This window comes from Kushneria pakistanensis (genome assembly GCF_014652795.1).
Taxonomy (GTDB): Bacteria; Pseudomonadota; Gammaproteobacteria; order Pseudomonadales; family Halomonadaceae; genus Kushneria; species Kushneria pakistanensis.
Window position 1 is genome coordinate 374,996 of record NZ_BMZM01000002.1, and the last position, 19,270, is coordinate 394,265.

Consider the following 19,270-nt stretch of genomic DNA (forward strand, 5'->3'; position numbering starts at 1 on the left):
TATTTGACCGTCCATGACAGTTATTTGACTGTTACTGCCATGGCGCAAAAAACCGTGATATCAGGGGGTTATAAAATATTCTCTGGTATGGGAGATCGTCATGGTCCCCGCCCTGCGCTGCGTATCACTGGGGATCATCGGGATCGAGCTTTTGCACCTCATCCAGCAGGCCCATCAGCGTGCGGTATTTCTCCGGCCCCAGGCGCTGCTGGATTTTCTGGTACTGACGCATCATCTCCCCTTTCATGCTATCGAAAAGCGCATTGCCCTGTGGCGTCAGGGTAACGCACAGCCGGCGCTGATCGGTTTCGGGTTTCCAGCGCCTGACCAGGCCATTTTGCTCAAGACGCACCAGCACGCCGGTCAGGCTCGGACGCAGGATGCAGGCTCGCTCGGCCAGCTGATAGCTCTCCAGCGTCTGGTCTTCTGCCTGCCAGAGGATGCGGATAACGCGCCACTGCTGCTCGGTGACGTTGTGCTGATTAAGATGCGGCCGGAAGAAATCCATGGCGGATTCACGGGCCTGCAGCAGTGCCAGAGTGAGTGAGGGAGTCGGGCGCGCCATGTTGTGCCTTTTCAAGGAGAAGTCGGAAACGATCCGGTGCCGGCGTCAGGTGATCGGGGGGACTCGTCCAGTATCACTGTGCCGCTCGGCCAATATAACAAAACGCTCCCCTGATCTGCCCTGCAAGCCGTCCGATGAGGGCGGCAGGGAGGGGCCTTCGCGGGAGGCCGACCATATCATACTCGCCCGTCCGGGCTATATGTCCCCTGTCGCTACAACCCGACGGGAGGACACATATTCCCATGGCCATGGGAGGGAACACCGCATGCCACGATGGGTGGCGTAGCGCCATGGCCTAACGTGGCATCCAAAGTCACGGGGATTCGCGCTAGATTGGCGTTGGCGAGGGGGCGCCTGAGTATCACGTCAACCGTTGGCGATCGTGGAACGAGGAAGGGCTCATGAGCATTCAGGAAAGACCACCATGCTCGCCGGTGCTGTCGCGACTGTCCTGTCATCGCACTGACAGCATCGAGCAGCACATCAAGGCGTATCAGGGCTGGGATCTGCAGCTCATGCAGCTTTCCCGCGGGCGCTTTGAAGGGCAGGTGACGCATGTGGAGCTGGAAGGCGTGCGGCTGGTACGCGATCACAGCAGTCAGGCCCTGCTCAAGCGCGGCGGGCTGGGCCGCTCGACGGCGGGATTCAGCTTCCCGCTATCAAGACCCGACGACCCGCTGATCTGTCAGGGGCGACGCTACACCCGCGCCGGCGTACTGGCCGTCATGGGGGACAATCTGCCGGAAGTGCGCGTAGCGGCCAACCTGGATCTGCTCTCCCTGAGCCTCGACTATCAGAAACTGGCAATTCTGTCCGCCGAGGCTGTCGAGGTCATGGACAGCCTGCGTGCCGGCCCGGGCTATCTGCCGGCGGCCTCGAACCAGCAGGCGCTGACGCTGCTGTTTGACATGGCCTGTCAGTGGCTGGCGCTGCGCCCTGACCTGGTCTGCCGTCACGCCCTGCGCGACGCCTTTCTGGGCCACGTACTGGATGTCATCGAGCGTGGGCCGGTAGAGCGGGTGACGCCGTCGGTGCGCAAGCGCGTGGTGGACCGCGCCCGTGAGGTAATCGATGCCCAGCAGGGGGAGCCCATCGCCATTTTGTCCGTATGCCATCGCATCGGCGTCAGCCGGCGCAAGCTGCAGTACTGCTTTCAGGAGTATCTGGACATCAGTCCGGCCAGCTACGTGCGTCTGGCCCGGCTCAACGCGGTGCACCGCACGCTGGCGCGCGGCGCGGCGCTGCGGGTTCAGGATGAGGCGGTGCGCTGGGGCTTTTTCCATCTGGGCCATTTTGCGCTGGAGTACCGCCGCCTGTTCGGCGAGCGGCCTTCCGAGACGCTGCAGCGCGGGCGTCAAAACTCTGCCGAATCCGGATAACGTTACCACTCGGGGGCGACATAATCTGGTGCACCACACATGTGATGACAAGGTGCACAATGAAAAAAATAGTCCCTGTCTGTCTCGCGCTGGCCGGCATGACCTGCGCTGTTTCATCCTTCGCCACCGAAGGCGGTGCCCCCACCACCCCCATGGGGACCTATGACTTCGGCGCCGGCTTTCTACCCCCCACGACCCCGAACGGGACCATTGGCCTGCGTACGGCCTATTACACGACCGATGACCTGCGCACCAGCGGCGGTAAAAAATCTCCCAATGACCTCTCCCTGAACGTGCTCTCATTCGGCGTGGCCTATATCCGCATGACGGATGCAACGCTGTTTGGCGCGCGCTACGGCTTCGGCGGCGTGCTGCCCTTTTTCGATATGAAGGCCTCGCTGGACGTCAACGCCGGCGGGCGTACCGTGTTTCAGGACGACGCCCATGTGCTGGCCCAGGCCGATGCCCAGATTCTGCCGCTGATGCTGGCCTGGCAGCCTGCGCCGAACATGGGCGTCAGCGCCCAGTTCCAGATCCAGGCGCCCACCGGGAAATACGAGCAGGACCGCCTGATCAACCCCGGTCTCAACCACTGGACGTTCTCGCCCATCGTGGGTTTCACCTACGTCACCGACGGCGGCCTGGAGTTCTCGACCCTGTCGCAGCTCGATTTCAACACCCGCAACACCGACACCGACTACCGCAGCGGCGTGGAGTACCGCAACGAGTTTGCCATCGGCCAGCACGTCGATGCCTGGACGCTGGGGCTGGGCGGTTATTACTACGACCAGTTAAGCGATGACAAAAGCCCTGACCTGATGGCCGATGACGGCAATCGTGCCCGTGTCTGGGCGGCCGGGCCGGCAGTGAGCTTCCTCTCCCCCGGGCTGCCGGCCGTGTGGTTTCACGTCTACAAGGAGTTTGGCGCCGAAAACCGCACCGAAGGCTATAACGCGGCCCTGCGCGTTGCCTACAGCTTCTAGGAGGTCTCATGAATACATCCGCCAATCGTCAGGCCGGCGCCCGCGAGGGCGCCATCCTGCTGCTGGGCAGCAGTCTGACCATCGTCGGTTCGGTGATGGTGGCCCCCATGCTGCCGCGCATGATCGAGGCCTTCGCCCCGGTCAATCCACAGGCGTCGCTGTGGGTGCCGCTGGCCATCACCGGGCCGGCGCTGGCCATCGCGCTCTTTGCCCCGGTGGCCGGCTGGCTGGCGGACCGCGTCGGGCGCAAGCGCATGCTGATGATCGCCACACTTTTCTACGCCCTGCTGGGTGCCCTGCCGGCGCTTTTGAATGACCTGACCGGCATCGTCGGGGTGCGGCTGCTGTTCGGCCTGGCCGAGGCGATGATCATGACCGTGTGCACCACGATGATTGCCGACTACTGGCACGGCGAGCAGCGCCTGAAATACGTCAACCGTCAGGTCGTGACCATCGCCGTGGTGGGGTCTGCCTTTTTCATCATCGGTGGCATGCTGGGAGAACACTCCTGGCGCTGGCCCTTCTATCTCTATCTGCTGCCGCTGCTGCTGTTGCCGTTCATGGCACGCATCCTGTGGGAGCCGGGCGTCTCGCGCACGCCGCCGGTGCAGGACGCATCAAGGGCGGCGCCTGCTCCGACCGACCGGGTCAACATGACGGCACTTCTGGCCGGCTATCTGCTGATCGGTATCGGCATGGTGATGAGCTTTGTAGTGCCGGTGCAGACTCCCGTGCTGCTGGTCACGATGGGTGTGACCTCGACCACCCTGATCGGGCTGGCCACCGGCGCGGGGCTGCTGGCCTCGCTGGTGGGCGCGCTGATGTGGCCGCTGGCGCGGCGCACCTTCGGCGTGAGGGGCTGCAACGTGCTGTTGCTGCTGCTGGCGGCCGCCGGGCTGACCGGGCTGGCGCTGGCCCAGAGCTACTCGGCGGTGCTGGTGTCGATTCTGGTCCACGGTATCGGCGTGGGCATGCTGGTACCCAACGCCATGGCACCGGTCATGAACGCGCTGACACCGACCTCGCGTGGGCGTGGCATGGGCCTTTTCACCGCCTTTCTCTATCTGGGTCAGTTCATTAGTCCGCTGGTGGTGAGCCTTGCCGCCTCGCTTGCTGGCGGACTGGTCAATGGCATTCTCGCTCTGGCCGCCCTGGGGGCGCTCTATGCGGCCCTGTGGTGGCTGGCTGCTCTTTCCGTGCGACGCGGCGGTCGCGCCTCAATCGCTTCTTCATTGCTGTCTCAGGAGCATCATCATGACGCATGACTTTCATCATCTGCTGGATTCACGGGACGGCCTGGCGCTGGGCGAGCACGTCAATGCCGGCGATATCTCCCGCGAGGCCCTCCTTGAGGCCGTCATTGAGCGGCTGGAAAGGGTCGAGCCGAGCCTCAACGCCGTAGTGGATCGTCTCTACGATACCGCCCGCGAGGAGAGCAGGCGGCCCCGCGCCACCGGCCAGCTGTTTGCCGGGGTGCCGACGCTAATCAAGGATCTTTTCTCACCGCTTCGAGGCGCGCGCATGACCCAGGGCTCGCAGGTCAGCGGCAACGTGCGGGCCGATTTTGATGCCGAGGCCGTGGCGCGGCTGCGTCACGCCGGCTGCGTGTTGATGGGCACCAGCACCTCGCCGGAGTTCGGCACCTCCTATACCACCGAATCCACCCGCCACGGTGCGACCCGCAACCCGTGGGATATCGAGCGCAGTGCCGGCGGCTCCAGCGGCGGTGCCGCGGCGCTGGTGGCGGCGCGAGTGGTGCCCTTTGCCCACGGCAACGACGGCGGGGGCTCGCTGCGGGTGCCGGCGTCGTGCTGCGGCGTGTTCGGCTTCAAGCCGAGCCGGGGGGTGATGCCGTCGGGGCCGATGGCCGGCGAGGGCTGGGGCGGCATGGGCACGTCTCACGCCATCACGCGCTCGGTGCGCGACAGCGCCGCACTGCTGGATGTCACCGCTGGAAGCGATATGGGCGCACCCTATGCAGCGCCCGCGAGCCCCTTCTCCTGTCTGGAGGCGACCCGACGCGATCCCGGCACGCTGAGCATCGCCCTGATCGAAGGGCCGACGCTGGCCCCCGAAGCCGCTGAGGTAGCGCGGCAGACGGCAGCACTGTGCGAATCGCTCGGCCATCGGGTCGAGGTGGTCAGACTCCCGCTTGACTGGGATGAGCTGTACCAGCGCTGCTTTGACATCATCGGTCCCAGCACGCAGGAGCTGCTCGACACTATCGGTCACATGCGCGGCCAGCCGGTCAGTAACGAGGAGATCGAGCCGCGCACGCGGGTCATGCTGCGCGAACGCGGTCGCCTCGACGCCACACGCTACATCGCCGCCATCAACTACATCCACGCTCTGGGGCGAAAGATTGCGGGCACCATGCTCGATTTTGACGTCCTGCTGTCGCCGACGCTGGCGCGCAAGCCGCCGATGATCGGCACGCTGGACGCTTTTGATGATCGGTTAACGCTTGATGAGGTCATTCACGCCTTTCACAGCTACTGCCCGTTTACGGCCCTTTTCAATGCTACCGGTCAGCCGGCCATGTCGGTGCCGCTGTACTGGACCGAAGACGGTCTGCCGCTGGGCAGCCACTTTGCAGGACGCTTCGGCCAGGAGAATCTGCTGTTTTCGCTGGCCGCCCAGCTTGAGCAGGAGCGCCCCTGGGCCGGACGGGTGCCGGGCGTCAACGCGTGCTCGCGCTGATCACCCATTGACCCTTTAATGACGAAGACGACATCGGGCGCATCCCGGTGTCGTTGTTGATCGATGGCGGATCAAGGGGCGCGCCGTCGCTTTTGGCCTTATGTCCTGTCTCCGGCAGGCAGCATCAAAAGCCCGGCAGGCTCGTCCAGGACTCACCCCGAGGTTCGATCAAGCATGCCGGGAGGGGAGATCAGCGGCGGTCAGATGTCCCATCGATCCCCTTTGAACGGCGTATTCACTGTGCTGCGGTCTGTGGGTCGACCCCGCATCGGGACGCCGACACAACCACGTGGTGTGTACGATAAAGGGGTGGGGATCATGAAAGGCTTACTGAAACTGACGCTCTGCGCGGTCGCGCTGCAGGCCGGCAGCGTGTCTGCCGCCGATGACATCGCCGATCGGGTCTATCGGCACGGCAATATCCATACGCAAAACGATCAGCGCGACCATGCCGAGGCAGTGGCCACCAGGGATGGCGTGTTTCTGGCCGTCGGACGTGATCAGGACATCAAGAGCTATATCGGCCCTGATACCGAGGTGGTCGATCTGCAGGGCAAAACGGTCATGCCCGGCATCATCGACGCTCATGGCCATTACGTGCGCGGTTTTCAGCGCGAGCTTTTCAGCTGTGATTTCTCCAGCAGCACGCCTGCGGCGGCGATTGCCGAGAAGGTCGAGGCCTGTGTGAAGCGGGCCAGGCCCGGCGAGTGGGTGGTAGGCGGGGCCTGGGCATCAAGTTATGCCAACACCGGCGGCGTCAACAAGGCCCTGCTGGATGCGGTATCGCCGGACAACCCCGTCTATCTGCTCGATGACACCGGCCACAACGGCTACGTCAACTCAAGGGCGCTGGCCGCGGCAGGTTTCACGAAGGAGAAGGCGCGCGAGATGCCGGCGATTGTCACTGATGCCAGCGGTGAGCCAACTGGCATCCTGCAGGAAGATGCCGCCGGTGCGCTGACTCGGATTATCCCGCCGATGGATGATGAGAAATACCAGGCGGTCGTCAAAAGGGCGGTCGAGATGGCCAACCGCTACGGCATCACCACCTTCGTTGAGGCACGCACCGACCGGCCCACGATCCGGGCCTATCATGACGTGGATGGCAACACCGGGCTGACCGCGCGGGTGGTGGCCTTTCTTCAGTACGACACCGACTTCAACGAATCCAGGCAGACGCAGCGCGAGACGCTCAATCAGCGCCAGCGCTATCAGTCCGACAACGTGGATGCCAATAACGCCAAGTTCTATCTGGATGGCGTGCCGCCGGCATTCACCGCCGCACTCCTGAGCCCCTATCAGGCGGACGCCCTGCATGAGCACCATCTGCCGGAGGATTTTCACGGCCAGCTTCGCATGAGCCCGGATGCGCTGCGCCGGGACGCCATCGCGCTGGATCAGCAGGGCATTACCCTCAAGTTTCACGCCGCAGGCGATGCGGCGGTACGCGAGGCGCTGGACACTCTTGAGGCCGTACGCCGGGCCAATCCCCAGGGGCATCTTCACCACTCCATCGCCCATGTCGGCATGGCAAGTCCGCAGGATCTGCCCCGCTTCAGGGCTCTGGACGTGACCGCTGACATCGCCCCGCCCATCTGGATAGAGGGTCCCTACAGCGACGCCATGACCGAGGTAATCGGCAGCGAGCGCTACGCACGAACGCCGCCCTCCGCGGAGCTTTTGAAGGCCGGTGCCACCATTGCCTATGGCTCGGACTGGCCATCCATTGCCAGCTCGATCAACCCCTGGCCGTCGCTTGCCTCAATGATGCACCGTGATATCGGCCCCGAGCAGAGCATTGCGCTGCAGGCCGCCGTCGATACGATGACCCGCGGCGGGGCCTGGTCGGTCAACAAGTCCGCCGAGATCGGCTCGATCGAGCCGGGCAAGTCGGCCGACATGGTTGTCATCGATCGCGACCCGTTTGCCATTGCAGTCGATGATATTGCCAATACCCAGGTGCTTTTGACGGTGTTTCGTGGCCGCCCGGTCTATCAGGCTGATTCAGCGACCGACTAACCCTGTCATGGCGGCTTTGACCCTGGAAAGCGCCGACCTGACAAAACGCCCCGCCCCTCATGTGAGGGGGCGGGGCGTTTTAGGTCAGGCGTCATACCTGTCGGGCGGTACAGCGCTCCGGCAGATTATTTGATGCCCATGCACAGGTACTTGACCTCGAGGTAGTCCTCGATGCCGTAGTGCGAGCCTTCGCGGCCGACGCCGGACGCCTTGATGCCGCCAAACGGGGCGACTTCAGTGGAGATGATGCCCTCGTTGATGCCGACCATGCCGTACTCGAGCGCCTCGCCCATGCGCCAGCTGCGGCCCAGATTCTGGGTGTAGACGTAGGCCGCCAGACCAAAGGGCGTGTCGTTGGCCATGGCGATGGCTTCCTGCTCACTGCTGAAACGAAACAGCGGCGCGAGCGGGCCGAAGGTCTCCTCACCGGCCACATCCATGTCAGAGGTCACATCACCAAGCACCGTGGGCTCGAAGAAGCTGCCGCCCAGCGCGTGGGGTTTGCCGCCACACAGCACCTTCGCGCCATGTTCAACGGCGTTGTCGATATGGGCGCGAACCTTGTCGACTGCCTTCTGGTTGATCAGCGGCCCCTGCTGGGCGCCCTCCTCTTCGGCCGGCGCCACCTTGAGCGCCTTCACAGCCGCAATCAGCTTGTCGCTGAAGGCGTCATAGACGGCATCGTGAACCAGAAAACGGTTGGTGCACACACAGGTCTGACCGCTGTTGCGGAATTTCGAGGCGATCGCACCCTCGACGGCGGCGTCCAGATCGGCATCATCAAAGACGATGAACGGCGCGTTGCCGCCCAGCTCCATGCTGACCTTCTTGATGGTGCCGGCGCACTCCTCCATCAACTGACGGCCGATCTCGGTGGAGCCGGTAAAGGAGAGCTTGCGGATGGTCTCGCTGTGGGTGAGCTCGGTGCCAATCTCGCCGGCACGCCCGGCCACCACGTTGAAAACGCCTGCCGGTACGCCCGCGCGCTCGGCAAGCTCGGCCAGCGCCAGTGCCGACAACGGCGTCTCGGAGGCGGGCTTCAATACCATGGTGCAGCCGGCGGCCAGTGCCGGGCCGGCCTTGCGGGTGATCATGGCGATCGGGAAGTTCCAGGGCGTGATCGCGGCGACCACGCCCACCGGTTGCTTGATCACCACCAGGCGACGGTCGGGCTTGTCGTTGGGGATGACGTCGCCATAGACGCGCTTGCCTTCCTCGGCGAACCACTCGATGAAGCTGGCGCCGTAGTCGACCTCACCGCGGCTCTCGGCCAGCGGCTTGCCCTGCTCCGCACTCAGAATGCGGGCCAGATCTTCCCGGTGCTCCTGCATCAGCGCGAACCAGCGCTTGAGAATCAGCGAGCGCGCTTTCGCGGTCATGTCGCGCCAGGCCGGCAGCGCGGTATTGGCCGCCTCGATGGCGCGCCGGGTTTCGGCCTTGCCCACGCGGGCAACGGTGGCGACGGTCTCGCCGTTGGCCGGGTTGGTCACGTCAAAGGTGTCGCCGCTGTCGGCGTCCACCCATTGGCCGTTGATGTAGGCCTGCTGGCGCAGAAGATTCAAATCCGTGAGGTTCATGGTCTGTTCCAAATAAGGGGCCGGCCGTGGGGGCGGGCCCGGTGAATCAAGGAAAGGCAGGCAACATCAGTACACCGATGACGACGGTGCCGCCGGGGCGTCGCCGCCCTTGAATTCGCCGGCCAGCGTCTTCAGCGCGTTCATCAGCACGCTGGTATCCACGCCGACCGCCACGAAGGTGGCGCCAAGCTCGAGATAGCGGCGGGCCAGCGTTTTGTTGGCCGAGAGGATGCCGGCGGCCTTGCCGGCCTTTTGAATGCGGGCGATGCCGTCCTCGATGGCGTTCTGGACGTCGTCATGGCCCGGGTCGCCGCGATGGCCCAGCGAGGCGCTTAAATCGGCCGGGCCGATGAAGACACCGTCGACGCCCTCAACGGCGGCGATCTCGTCAAGGTTCTCAAGCCCCTTTTGCGTCTCGATCTGGACGAGCAGGCAGACTTCGCCGTCGGCCTGATCGAGATAGCCGGGGATCGAGTTCCAGCGCGAGGCGCGGGCCAGCGCGCTGCCCACGCCGCGAATGCCCTCGGGCGGGTAACGGGTGGCACGTACCAGCTCGCGGGCCTGCTCGGCGGTATCGACCATCGGCACCAGCAGGGTCTGCACGCCAATGTCGAGATACTGCTTGATCAGGGCGGCCTCGCCCACGGGCGGGCGCACCACCGGCTGGGCGTCGTAGGGCGTGACCGCCTGCAGCTGCTGGAGAATGGTGCGCAGATCGTTCGGGGCGTGCTCGCCGTCGATCAAGAGCCAGTCAAAGCCTGCGTTGGCGGCGAGTTCGGCGCAGTAGCCATCGGCCAGCCCGAGCCACAGCCCGATCTGCGCCTGCTGACGGGCCAGGGCCTGCTTGAAGGTATTGATCGGCATATCCATGGGGCGCTCCTTGCGTGGTGTCGCGTTACATCGAAAAGATGGCGTTACATCGGAAATACGGCGTTGATCTGGCCGGTACCGGAGCTGCCAAACGGCGCGGTCAGAATTTCGGCCGGCCGGTCATGGCCCTCGCCGAGCACGCCCATCAGCATCGCGGTGTCATGCATGCCGCCCTCGCCGTAGCAGTGCTGGGCGTACTCCGGCAGCATGGCGCGAAACGCGTCGAACTTGCCTTCGCGCCACAGCTCGACCACGCGAATGTCCATCTGGCGGTCGAATTCGCGGGTCCAGCAGTGCAGGTTCTCGAGCGCATTGGCGTTGTCGCTGAAGCGATGCGATAACGACCCGGAAGCCAGCACCATCACCCTGTGATCGCTGGCCTCGATCGCCTGGCGTACGGCGGCGCCGAAGCGAATGCTGTCGTTCAGGTCGTGCCAGGCATCCCAGGCGGCGATGGAAATCACCTTGAAGGGCTGCTCGTCCGGCACGTCCATGTGCATGTAGCGCATGGGCACCAGCGTGCCGTATTCAAGCTTGAGGCTCTGGATATTGTGCGCCATGGTGCGGATATCGGAGCCGTTGGCGTACTCGGCGATCGCTCGGCCAAGCTCTGGGCAGCCGTCGTACCTGTAGGGCATGTTCTGAATGAAGTGCGGCAGCTCGTTGCTGGTATACACGCCTTCGAAATGATCGCCGCAGTTGATGTGATAGCCGCTGTTGACCAGCCAGTGCGTGTCAAAGACCACGGCGACGTCGGCACCGAGCTCGCGGGCGCGACGCGCGATCTCCTTGTGCCCGGCAATCGCCTCGGCGCGGCATCCATGATGCGGGCCGGGCTGCTCGGAGAGATACATCGAGGGGACGTGTGTGATCTTGGCGGCGAGTACGATTTCACCCATGATGGCATTCCTTGACGCGGACGGGCGGGGCCGAACGGCTTGAGCGCGAGTCAGACAGCGTCGTTGAGCGACGTGCCCGTCGGTGATTGTTTCGGTAGTGGTTGGTATGGCGGCCTGTCGGGCCGCTGCACCGCGCAGGTCCAGGAGCGCAGCCATGACGCTGGCATTCATTCCCAACATCACCATTGGTCAGGAGTATGACCAGCGCTACGCCGATGCACCGGTGCACCACGATTCGCTGGCGCACATGGCGAACTTCTACGGGCGCAACATGCCGGTGCATCACCATGACCGGTTCTTTCAGGTGCACTATGTCAAAAGCGGCATGGTGCGGGTCTATCTGGACGATCGGCAGTTTCACCAGCAGGGACCGATGTTCTTTCTGACCCCGCCGACCGTACCTCACTCCTTTACCACCGAAGACGGCAGTGACGGCCATGTACTGACCGTGCGCCAGCAGCTGGTCTGGTCGCTGCTCGAGGAGATCCCCGCGCTGGGTGATGCCTCGACCGTGGCGCCGGTGTGCGTGGCCACTGGCCGGGTCAGCGACGAGACGCGCCCGGAAGTGCGCCGCGTCGAACACCTTTTTGACGAGCTGCGTCTTGAGTTCGAGGCCGACCGGCCGGGCCGGGAGGCTTCGCTGATCGCCCTGACGCGGCTGATCTTCATCGGGCTGTTTCGCCTGTCGGCCAACTCGCTCAAGGCCCAGAGCGTGCGCCACGACGAGCTGTCGCTGTTTCACCGCTTCAATCTGGAGATCGAGGCCCGCTACCGGGCGCACTGGACGCTTTCGGACTACGCCCGCGCGCTCAACGTCACCGAGGCGCGCCTCAACAGCGTCTGCCGACGCATCGCCGGCGTGCCCAGCAAGCGGGTGGTGCATGATCGCTTGATGCAGGAGGCGCGACGCCTTCTGACCTTCACCCGCATGAGCGTCAACGAGATCGGCTATCAGCTCGGGTTTCATGACCCCGCCTACTTCTGTCGATTCTTTGCGCGTCATGCCAGCACCACCCCCTCGGGTTACCGTCGCGATCAGCCCGGCCACGGCTAGCGGGTTCGATCCCGGGTCAAACGTCAGCCGCTTATTCAAATGCCAGCGACACGACGCCGAACGGGCCGTAGTCGGCTTCGATGTTGCTGCCGGAGGGGCATTCGATCGGGCCGATGAACGAGCCCGACAGGATGACCTGGCCGGCCTCGATGCGCTGCCCGTAGGTCGCCATGCGACGCGCCAGCCATACGATGCCGGTGACCGGATCATCCAGCACGCCGGCCCCCAGGCCCGTGGCCATGACGTCCCCATTGCGCTTGACGATCGAGCCGACCCAGCGCAGATCCAGCGTACGCGGGTCGTGGCGCTCGGCGCCCAGCACGATGCCGGCGTTGGCGGCGTTGTCGGAGACGGTGTCAAAGATCACCCGCGTCTGACCGGTCTCGGGATCCTTTCTGACGATGCGGGTATCGAGAATCTCGATGGCCGGCGCCACAAAATCGGTGGCAGCCAGCACGTCCTCGCGTGTGACCTCGCCTTCCAGCGGCGCCTTCATGACAAAGGCGATCTCGGCCTCGATGCGCGGCTGGATGAAATGATCCTTCGAAATCACGGCGCCGGACTCAAAGCGCATGTAGTCATAGAGCACGCCGCTGTCGGGCGTGTCGATGCCGAGCGCGTCCTGCATGACGCGCGAGGTCAGACCGATCTTCCAGCCGATGATCTCGTGCTCATGCGTTTTGCGCGCCATCTGGGCGGTCTGGATGGCGTAGGCATCATCCAGGGTCATGTCCGGATATGTTTTTGACAGCAGTCCGATCTGCTGGCGACTTTTCTCGGCCTCAAGCAGGGCATCGGCGGCGGCGGCAATCTGATCGTCAGTCAGTGGCATGCTGCTCATCCTCCACACCGTTGGTCAGCGTGCCGATGCCGTCGGCCTCGACCTCGATTACATCACCCGGCTTGAGCCAGATCGGCGGATCAAACCGGGCGCCGGCGCCGGTGGGCGTACCGCAGACAATCACATCGCCCGGCACCAGGGTGGTGAAGGTCGAGACGTAATTCACGATGTAGCGGAAGTCGAACATCATCCGCGAGGTGCGATCGTTCTGGCGAACTTCGCCGTTGACGCGGGTGGTCAGCTCGATGTCATCAAGCTGGTCGGCACTTTTGAACGGCACCAGCCACGGGCCGATGGCGCCGGTGGCATCGAAGTTCTTGCCTTGCGTGACGTTGAACTTGGCGTGGCGGACCCAGTCGCGAATGGTGCCTTCGTTGCACAGCGTCAGTGCGGCAATGTGCTCATAGGCCTTTTCGCGCGAAATGCGGCGACCGCCCTTGCCGATCACGATGGTGACTTCGCCTTCGTAGTCGAGCTGTTCACTCTCCGGGGGTCGCACAAGATTTTCGTTATGGCCGACAAAGCTGCGCGGGAAGCGGATAAACAGCGACGGTTTGCTCGGGGCGGCCTGGCCGTCCTTGTACTCTTCGTTGCGCGAGGGGAAGTTGACGCCGACGCAGATCAGCTTTTCCGGGTTGGCGATCGGGATCAGCCAGGTGACGTCTTCCTCACGGTAGCTCGGGCTGCGGTCTTTGGCGGTGGTCAGCAGCTCATCGATGGCGCCGGCCTCGATCACTTCCTTGAGCCCCTTGAAACGCGCGCCGAATTCCTGGCTCAGGTCGATGATGCCTTCATCGGTCACGACGCCGTAGCGGTCAGTGCCTTCAGCGTGAAAGGCGGCGAGACGGGGAGGCAGTGCTGTGGTCATGACGTTTCTCCTGCAGGGCCCGGCATTGGCCGGGCCGGATGCTCAGACAGTACGGTTCAGGGCGCGATGATGGGCGTGGCGTTGAGCTGGGAGTCCACGGGCTCCAGATTTTCAAAAAGCGAACCGTGTTCGAACCAGGAGCGTGGCGCCGGGGCACCCCACAGGGTCTGGCGCTGCGGATCCTTCAGGTCCCACTTGATCGCTTCCAGATCCGGATCAACGGTCTGGTAGTCCGAGCAGTAGATCTCGATGCGATGGCCGTCCGGATCGAGCACATAGAGGAAGAAGGCATTGGAGATGCCGTGACGGCCCGGGCCGCGCTCGATGTTACTGACATAGCCGGTGGTGGCCATCAGATCGCACAGATCAATGATGTTCAGCGGTGTCGGCACCCAGAACGCCGTGTGGTGCAGGCGCGGACCGCGGCCGTTGGTGAATGCCATGTCATGCACGCCGCCCTTGCGATGGGTCCATGCCGCCCACAGCTTGCCGCTTTCCTCGTCCTCGGTGTATTCGGTGACGCGAAAGCCGAGCTGATTGTAGAAATCGACCGACTTGTCCACGCTGGGCGAGAACAGGTTGAAATGGTCGATGCGCAGCGGCTTGACGCCCTTGTAGAGGGCGTACTGCTGATGGATCGGAGAGAGCCGGTCCATTTTGAAATAAAGCTCAAGAGGCACGTCAAAGCAGTCGGTGGTACGCAGCGTGCGACCCTGATAGGGACGCTCGACCCACTCGACCGGATGACCGTGCTCCTTGAACCAGTCGTGCGCCTTGTCGAGCTCCTGCTCGTCGAACACCTTGAGCGATAGCGACTTGACGGTGGCGGTGTCGCTTTTTTCCAGCACGATGCAGTGGTGGCCGCGCTCTTCCATCGCGCGCAGATAGATGCGCTTGTCGTCTTCATCGGTGACCTGCAGACCGAGCGTGTCGACGTAAAAGTGGCGGCTTTTGGCCAGATCAGTGACGCCGAACACCACATGGCTCAGGCGAATGATGTTGAACGCTGGATAAAGGTTGGGCGTTGGAATGGGCATGACTTGTCTCCATGAGATTCCGGGCAGGAGGCGCTTCCGGCCCCCTGCGGGTAGCGATATCAACCGAGTTTCGGCACCTTGTGCGGCTTGCGCGGGAAGGCGACGTTGACGGTTTCCATGTAGAAGTCGAACGACCAGTCACCGCCGTCGCGGCCGATGCCGGACGCCTTCACGCCGCCAAAGGGCGATTCCAGGTGACGCACGTTCTCGGAGTTGACCCAGATCATCCCCGCTTCCAGCTCATCGGTCATGCGCATGGCGCGGTCAAGGTCGTTGGTCCACAGATAGGCGGCCAGGCCGTACTGGGTGTCATTGGCCAGTCGCAGCGCTTCCTCGTCGTCCTTGAACGGAATGGCGGTCAGTACCGGTCCGAAGATCTCTTCCTGGGCGATCGTCATGTCGTTCGTGGCGTTGGTGAACAGCGTCGGGCGCACGAAGCAGCCTTCTTCGGCGGCCTTTTCGCCACCGGCGGCGATAGTGGCCCCCTCTTCACGCGCCTTGTCGAAGTACGACAGCACCTTTTGTTCGTGCTCCGGGTGGATCAGCGGGCCGACCACGGTGTCCGGGTCAAGTGGATGACCGACCTTTATGCCATTGGCGACCTCCGCCACGCGGCGGGTGAATTCCTCATAGATGTTTTCGTGCACCAGAAGGCGCGAGGACGAGGTGCAGCGCTCGCCGTTGAGTGAGTAAATCATGAAGCTGGCAGCATTGACGGCGCGCTCGAGATCGGCGTCTTCGAACACGATAACCGGGTTCTTGCCGCCGAGCTCAAAGTGAAAGCGCTTCAGCGTCGGCGCGGCCTGGGCCATGATCAGCTGGCCGGTACGGCTTTCGCCGACAAAGGCGATCGCCTTGATGCCCGGGTGTTCGGTCAGCGCCTTGCCGGCATCTTCACCCATGCCGTTGACCAGGTTCAAAACGCCTTTCGGCAGTCCGGCTTCCTCGGCGATTTCGACCAGCAGCTTGGCGGTCATCGGCGAGAATTCGGCCGGCTTGTGGACCACGGTGCAGCCCGAAGCCAGGGCAGGCGCGATCTTCCAGGTCGAGAGCATGAACGGCGTGTTCCACGGCGTGATGACGCCAATCGGGCCCAGCGGGCGCTTGGACGTCACGTTCATCTGCGTGTCGTTGCGCAGCGCCTGACCGTCTTCGGCCTGCGGCGCCCGGTCGGCAAAGAAGCGGAAATTGGCCGCGCCGCGAATGGCCGCCTTCGACATGAAACGCAGTGACTGACCCGTATCCATGCACTCGGTAAAGGCGATCTCTTCGGCGCGGGCTTCGATGGCCTCGGCCACTCTGATCAGAATCTCGCGGCGCTCCTTGCCCGGTGTTTTGCTCCAGGTCTTGAACGCTTTTTCGGCGGCCTGTACGGCGCGGTCGATATCGCTTTTACCGCCGTGGGCGACGCTGGCCAGCGTTGAGAGATCCACCGGCGAAATGGTGTCGAAGGTCTTGCCGGAGTCGGCGGGCACCGACTCGCCATTGATATGGTTCAAAACGCCCTGGTCACGAAAGCGCTTCAGGTATTGCTGCGCGCGGGCGATGTTGTCGTTCAACTGACTCATCAGACATCCTCCAGAGATGGCTTGGGACTCACTTTCGGGACAGCCGGGCGTGGATCGGGGTGTCCTTCCAGCTCAGCTCGGCATTGATTTCTCGAATTTCCAGCGATAGCGCGAAGTGCGGGGCGGCCAGCACTTCGGCCAGCGCTGCCTGCACGGCGGCAAACAGACGATCGCCGGCCGCCTTCAGAGCGCTTTGCTCACGGCCGCTGCCAACGCTCAGCGTCATGGCCAGAAAATCGTTGTCGGGGTGGTCATCGGCCACGATGCAGTGATCGGCGGCAAAGGCCCGCACGCGAATACCGGCGCGCGGAAAGAGATCGTCTGTTGCCATGACCTCCCAGGCCGCCCGGCAGACGTCGCGCACATCCACATGCCGCTCGAGGGTGGGTGAATACTCGATATGCAGATGGGGCATCTGGCTCTCCCTTGAAGACACCGGATTAAAGGTGATGCCGGACACGGCGCCCTTGTTTCGATCAGGCGTGTCATCGGCTCTAATCATTAACATATTAACGACACGGACAGGCGCCATGTGTCAAGCGCTATCTTGGTCGAAGGCTTCTCGATGGCGGCATCCGATCAGAGCCGGACGTGACCCCGAAATACCCGATACCCAACATATTGTTCACAGATTAATGAGTTGGCAGCGTCAGTGGTGGGCAGCGCGACGAAGGTAGGGGGCGTATTCATGAAAAGTACAATCGAGCAAGCGTAAAACACATCCTCAATGCCTGGGGCCTTGCCCAGCATAAGACGCATGCCCGCCCTGCAGCGGCAATGTGACCATTACGAGGACAGCACCATGCAGTTTCATCATTACGGCTATGTGTCAGGCGACCCGCGTCGGCAACCGGCTTCGGGCGAAGGGCTCGACCGGTGTGATGTACTGCCCGATGAGGTCGATGTCCTGATCGTGGGTACCGGGCCTGCCGGCATGATCATGGCGGCCCAGCTTGCGCAGTTCCCTCATATCCGTACCCGCATCATCGAGCGTCGGGCCGGTCGGCTCGAGATCGGCCACGCTGACGGCATTCAGGCGCGCAGCGTTGAAACCTTTCAGGCCTTCGGTTTTGCCGATCGCATCACCGCCGAGGCCTATCGCATCACCGAGATGGCGTTCTGGAAGCCGGACCCGAACCGGCCCGAGCACATCATCCGCACCGCCCGCACCCCGGATGATCCGGCCGGCATCAGCGAGTTTCCTCACCTGATCGTCAACCAGGCCCGGGTGCTCGACTATCTGGCGGAATCAGCACTCAACGGCCCGGCGCGCATCAAGCCCGACTTCGGCCATGAGTTTAAGGGGCTCGAGAGAGACGATACGCAGCCCTTCCCCCTCAGCGTGTCGCTTCGCGCGGTCGCCGGTCCTGAAGAAGGCACCGAGCGCACCGTGCGTGCCCGCTATGTGGTCGGCTGTGACGGCGCGCGCAGCGGCGTGCGCAGCGCCATCGGCTGCAGACTGGCCGGCGATCAGGCCAACCACGCCTGGGGTGTGATGGACGTGCTGGCCGTCACCGATTTTCCCGACATTCGCACCAAATGCGCCATTCAGTCCCGCTCGGGCGGCAGCATTCTGCTGATCCCGCGCGAGGGCGGGCATCTGTTTCGCATGTATGTTGATCTGGGCGAGGTGCCGGCCGACGGCAGCAGCGCCGTGCGTCATACGCCCATCGAGGCGATCATCAAAAAGGCCAACGAGATCCTGTCGCCCTACACCCTCGACGTTAAAAACGTCGCCTGGCACAGCGTCTATGAGGTGGGCCACCGGCTCACCGACCGTTTCGATGATGTCGAGGACCCGGACTCCGGGCGTCTGCCGCGGGTATTCATTACCGGGGATGCCTGCCATACCCATAGTGCCAAGGCCGGCCAGGGCATGAACGTGTCGATGCAGGACGGCTTCAATCTGGGCTGGAAGCTCGGCTACGTGCTCTCCGGTCGCAGTCCGGCGAGTCTGCTGTCGACCTATTCCGCCGAGCGCCAGGTGGTGGCCCGAAACCTGATCGATTTCGATAAACAGTGGTCGACGATGATGGCCAAACGACCGGAAGAGTTCGAGGACCCGGGCGAGCTGGAGGCGTTCTATACCCGCACCATCGAGTTTCCGGCGGGCTTCATGACCGAATACGCCCCTTCCATGATTACCAACGACGCCGCGCATCAGGCACTGGCCACCGGCTTCCCGGTCGGCAAGCGCTTCAAGTCGGCGTGGGTCTCGCGGGTGTGTGACGGTAACCCGCTGCAGCTCGGCCATCAGGCCCGCGCTGACGGGCGGTGGCGTCTTTATGTGTTTGCCGATGCCGCCTTTGCCGGCGAGTCGTCGGCGACACAGCGGCTGGCCGAGTGGCTGGCGCGCTCCAGCGACTCTCCGCTTAATGCCACGCTACCGGGCGGTGCATGGGTCGACTGGTTCGATATCAGGGTGATCTACCAGCAGCGCCATGAGGACGTGGCAATCATGCAGGTGCCGCGTGTGTTTATCCCGACGGTGGGGCCGTTTGCACTGCAGGATCTCGAAAACGTGTTTGGCGTGGCGCCCGATGAGGACATTTTTGTTGTCCGCGGCATCGACCGTCACGGCGCGGTGGTGGTGGTGCGTCCCGACCAGTACGTGGCCGATGTGCTGCCACTTGAGGATACCGGTCGGCTGGGAGACTTCTTCCGGCGTCTTCAGGCCTGAGACCCGGCATGCCGTTTTGTCATGACAGCGCCCTGCAATGGGGTGAAATCTCCTGAAAGGTTCAGGCCGGTGACACACTCTCGTGGCGCCTGCCTGGTCATGAAAAATGCAATCCCGAGCTGTTCAGGAACCCATATATACAAGGTCGAATTGTTCACTTGTTAATGAAACGATAGCCTGGGCCATGATCGATTGGTGGAGGCGCTGAAGTCCCTCTGCCGCCGCATGAG

The 19,270-nt window shown here is 63.4% G+C and carries 16 protein-coding genes; 7 read left to right on the top strand and 9 right to left on the bottom strand.

Annotated elements, in window-relative coordinates:
- Positions 1–124: 124 nt before the first annotated feature.
- Positions 125–565, bottom strand: a complete 441-nt coding sequence (gene hpaR / locus IE123_RS07145) for a homoprotocatechuate degradation operon regulator HpaR (protein ID WP_189516552.1) — start codon at positions 563–565, stop codon at positions 125–127.
- A 401-nt stretch (positions 566–966) separates the two neighbouring features.
- Between hpaR and IE123_RS07150 the strand changes: the two genes are divergently transcribed.
- From IE123_RS07150 to IE123_RS07170, 5 genes are all read left to right on the top strand, one after another.
- Positions 967–1,944 (top strand): helix-turn-helix domain-containing protein, encoded by a 978-nt coding sequence (locus IE123_RS07150; protein ID WP_189516554.1) that lies wholly within the window; start codon positions 967–969, stop codon positions 1,942–1,944.
- A 59-nt stretch (positions 1,945–2,003) separates the two neighbouring features.
- A complete protein-coding gene (locus IE123_RS07155) occupies positions 2,004–2,927 on the top strand; it encodes a SphA family protein (protein WP_229819650.1) in 924 nt (307 codons plus the stop codon).
- Between the two features lie 8 nt (positions 2,928–2,935).
- Positions 2,936–4,192 carry an MFS transporter gene (locus IE123_RS07160; RefSeq protein WP_189516558.1) on the top strand — a complete coding sequence of 419 codons (1,257 nt, stop codon included), beginning with the start codon at positions 2,936–2,938 and terminating at the stop codon, positions 4,190–4,192.
- Complete coding sequence (locus IE123_RS07165) at positions 4,182–5,627, top strand: amidase (protein WP_189516560.1); 1,446 nt, start codon at positions 4,182–4,184, stop codon at positions 5,625–5,627. The genes IE123_RS07160 and IE123_RS07165 overlap by 11 nt, the downstream gene beginning before the upstream one ends.
- Before the next feature lie 318 nt (positions 5,628–5,945).
- On the top strand, positions 5,946–7,646 hold the full coding sequence (locus IE123_RS07170; RefSeq protein WP_189516562.1) for an amidohydrolase: 1,701 nt from the start codon (positions 5,946–5,948) through the stop codon (positions 7,644–7,646).
- Between the two features lie 125 nt (positions 7,647–7,771).
- Here IE123_RS07170 and gabD read toward each other — a convergent pair whose 3' ends face one another.
- The 3 genes from gabD to hpaD (IE123_RS07185) all read right to left on the bottom strand — a co-directional run bounded on the left by gabD (position 7,772) and on the right by hpaD (IE123_RS07185) (position 10,992).
- The gene (gabD, locus tag IE123_RS07175) at positions 7,772–9,223 is read right to left on the bottom strand and encodes an NADP-dependent succinate-semialdehyde dehydrogenase (RefSeq protein ID WP_189516564.1); all 1,452 of its coding nucleotides are present in this window, start codon (positions 9,221–9,223) and stop codon (positions 7,772–7,774) included.
- Positions 9,224–9,289: 66 nt separating this feature from the next.
- Positions 9,290–10,093 (bottom strand): 4-hydroxy-2-oxoheptanedioate aldolase, encoded by an 804-nt coding sequence (hpaI, locus tag IE123_RS07180; RefSeq protein WP_189516566.1) that lies wholly within the window; start codon positions 10,091–10,093, stop codon positions 9,290–9,292.
- Positions 10,094–10,137: 44 nt separating this feature from the next.
- A complete protein-coding gene (gene hpaD / locus IE123_RS07185) occupies positions 10,138–10,992 on the bottom strand; it encodes a 3,4-dihydroxyphenylacetate 2,3-dioxygenase (RefSeq protein WP_189516568.1) in 855 nt (284 codons plus the stop codon).
- A 154-nt stretch (positions 10,993–11,146) separates the two neighbouring features.
- On the opposite strand from hpaD (IE123_RS07185), the gene hpaA reads away from it, so the two are divergent.
- Positions 11,147–12,046, top strand: coding sequence for a 4-hydroxyphenylacetate catabolism regulatory protein HpaA (hpaA, locus tag IE123_RS07190; RefSeq protein ID WP_189516570.1), 900 nt, complete (start codon positions 11,147–11,149; stop codon positions 12,044–12,046).
- Between the two features lie 31 nt (positions 12,047–12,077).
- On the opposite strand, the gene hpaH is transcribed toward hpaA, so the two are convergent.
- From hpaH to IE123_RS07215, 5 genes are read right to left on the bottom strand one after another with little or no spacing between them, the layout of a single operon-like run.
- On the bottom strand, positions 12,078–12,878 hold the full coding sequence (gene hpaH, locus IE123_RS07195) for a 2-oxo-hept-4-ene-1,7-dioate hydratase (protein WP_189516572.1): 801 nt from the start codon (positions 12,876–12,878) through the stop codon (positions 12,078–12,080).
- Positions 12,865–13,755: a fumarylacetoacetate hydrolase family protein gene (locus IE123_RS07200; protein ID WP_189516574.1), complete on the bottom strand. Its 891-nt coding sequence runs from the start codon at positions 13,753–13,755 to the stop codon at positions 12,865–12,867. The genes hpaH and IE123_RS07200 overlap by 14 nt, the downstream gene beginning before the upstream one ends.
- A 56-nt stretch (positions 13,756–13,811) precedes the next feature.
- On the bottom strand, positions 13,812–14,792 hold the full coding sequence (hpaD, locus tag IE123_RS07205) for a 3,4-dihydroxyphenylacetate 2,3-dioxygenase (RefSeq protein ID WP_189516576.1): 981 nt from the start codon (positions 14,790–14,792) through the stop codon (positions 13,812–13,814).
- 59 nt (positions 14,793–14,851) lie between these two features.
- A complete protein-coding gene (hpaE, locus tag IE123_RS07210) occupies positions 14,852–16,360 on the bottom strand; it encodes a 5-carboxymethyl-2-hydroxymuconate semialdehyde dehydrogenase (RefSeq protein ID WP_189516578.1) in 1,509 nt (502 codons plus the stop codon).
- A 28-nt stretch (positions 16,361–16,388) separates the two neighbouring features.
- Complete coding sequence (locus tag IE123_RS07215) at positions 16,389–16,868, bottom strand: 5-carboxymethyl-2-hydroxymuconate Delta-isomerase (RefSeq protein WP_229819651.1); 480 nt, start codon at positions 16,866–16,868, stop codon at positions 16,389–16,391.
- A 294-nt stretch (positions 16,869–17,162) separates the two neighbouring features.
- On the opposite strand from IE123_RS07215, the gene IE123_RS07220 reads away from it, so the two are divergent.
- Positions 17,163–19,040: an FAD-binding monooxygenase gene (locus IE123_RS07220; RefSeq protein ID WP_189516596.1), complete on the top strand. Its 1,878-nt coding sequence runs from the start codon at positions 17,163–17,165 to the stop codon at positions 19,038–19,040.
- Positions 19,041–19,270 lie beyond the last annotated feature (230 nt).